The organism is Bradyrhizobium sp. PRIMUS42, assembly GCF_023006515.1.
Classification (GTDB): Bacteria; Pseudomonadota; Alphaproteobacteria; order Rhizobiales; family Xanthobacteraceae; genus Bradyrhizobium.
This window is the reverse complement of the sequence record NZ_JALBGZ010001028.1, coordinates 1-1,652: the sequence shown is the minus strand read 5'-3', so window position 1 is coordinate 1,652 and position 1,652 is coordinate 1. Positions and strand designations below refer to the sequence as shown.

Below are 1,652 nucleotides of genomic sequence, written 5' to 3'. Positions count from 1 at the left end.
GCCAGGGCTCGGCGCGGCCGAGCCGTACCGTGATCATGCGCTGGGACGGCGGCAAGAAGGGCGAGGCGCCGGTCAGCTTCGTCGGCAAGGGCGTCTGCTTCGACACCGGCGGCATTTCGATCAAGCCGGCCGGCAGCATGGAGGACATGAAGGGCGACATGGGGGGAGCGGCCTGCGTCGTCGGGCTGATGCACGCGCTGGCGGCGCGCAAGGCCAAGGCCAACGTGGTCGGCGCCATTGGCCTCGTCGAGAACATGCCCGACGGCAATGCGCAGCGGCCGGGCGATATCGTCACCTCGATGTCGGGCCAGACCATCGAGATCATCAACACCGACGCCGAAGGCCGCCTCGTGCTCGCCGACGTGCTCTGGTACGTCGCCAAGAAGGTGAAGCCGAAATTCATGGTGGATCTGGCGACGCTGACCGGCGCCATCGTGGTCGCGCTCGGCACCGAGCATGCCGGCATGTTCTCCAACAATGACGAGCTTGCCGAACGCCTGCTGGCGGCCGGCATGGAGAGTGGGGACAAGGTCTGGCGCATGCCGCTCGGTCCCGAATACGACAAGCTGATCGATTCCCAGTTCGCCGACATGAAGAACACCGGCGGCCGTCATGGCGGCTCGATCACCGCGGCGCAGTTCCTGCAGCGTTTCGTCGATGGCACGCCCTGGGCCCATCTCGACATCGCCGGCACCGCCATGGGCGCGCCGAAGACCGACATCAACCAGAGCTGGGGCAGCGGCTATGGTGTCCGTCTGCTCGACCGTCTGGTCGCCGACCATTACGAGCGCAAATGACCTGAGATGACTGAAGTCCTGTTCTATCATCTGCAAAACATGACGGTAGAGAACGTGTTGCCCCCGCTTCTCGAGAAATCGCTCGAGCGCGGCTGGCGCGTCGTGGTGCAGTCGACCTCGGAAGAGCGGGCCGATGCGCTCGACGCGCACTTATGGACCTACCGCGACGATTCCTTCCTGCCGCACGCGACATGGCGCGTGAACGATGCCGCCGATCAGCCGATCGTGCTGGCGATCGAGGAGGGCAATCCCAACGGCGCCCATGTCCGCTTCCTGGTCGACAACGCCGCGTTGCCACAGGACGCGCAGGGCTATGCGCGCATGGTGCTGCTGTTCAACGGCGACGATCCGGATGCGCTCGCGCTCGCCCGCAGCACCTGGACGGATTGCAAGGCGCGCGGATTTGATGTCACCTATTGGCAGGCCGACGAGCGGGGCCGGTGGCAGCGTCGGAATTAGCGTCGATCGCAATTAATGATAATTTGCACTTTTCGGGCGATGCTGGCTTTTGTCACCTTCGTGCCGCAAAGTGATGTTGGGACAATCGCTTAGGGCTGGTCCTTCACGCGGGGAATTTGGTTTATCGTGCGACATCAAAAGCTTCCCAGGTCGCTCATAGTTGCGTTGGCTGCCGTAGCACCGCTGATCGCGGGCTGTTCGGGCGGGACCGATCTGTTGTCGAAGGACGCCGAATGGTTCCAGAAGCCCGGCCGTCTCTTCATCAAGAACATCTCGATCGAGTCGCCGCCGCTGACCCCCGACAAGCCGGTGGGAGCTGAGGATCTCGTCAGCGCCGACGGCGCCTGTCCCGGCATGGCGCCGCCTCCCGGACCGGCCGACGCCAACGCGTCGACG

2 protein-coding genes and 1 pseudogene are annotated in these 1,652 nt (G+C 64.5%); all 3 read left to right on the top strand.

Translation table 11 applies throughout. The features are described from left to right. Positions 1–797 (top strand): leucyl aminopeptidase (locus tag MOV75_RS37120; RefSeq protein WP_247007872.1); only part of this gene is annotated, 797 nt, incomplete at its 5' end. A gap of 6 nt (positions 798–803) precedes the next feature. Beyond that, positions 804–1,256: a DNA polymerase III subunit chi gene (locus MOV75_RS37115; protein WP_246927846.1), complete on the top strand. Its 453-nt coding sequence runs from the start codon at positions 804–806 to the stop codon at positions 1,254–1,256. Between the two features lie 165 nt (positions 1,257–1,421). Beyond that, positions 1,422–1,652: pseudogene (locus MOV75_RS37110) on the top strand (hypothetical protein); the annotation flags it as partial.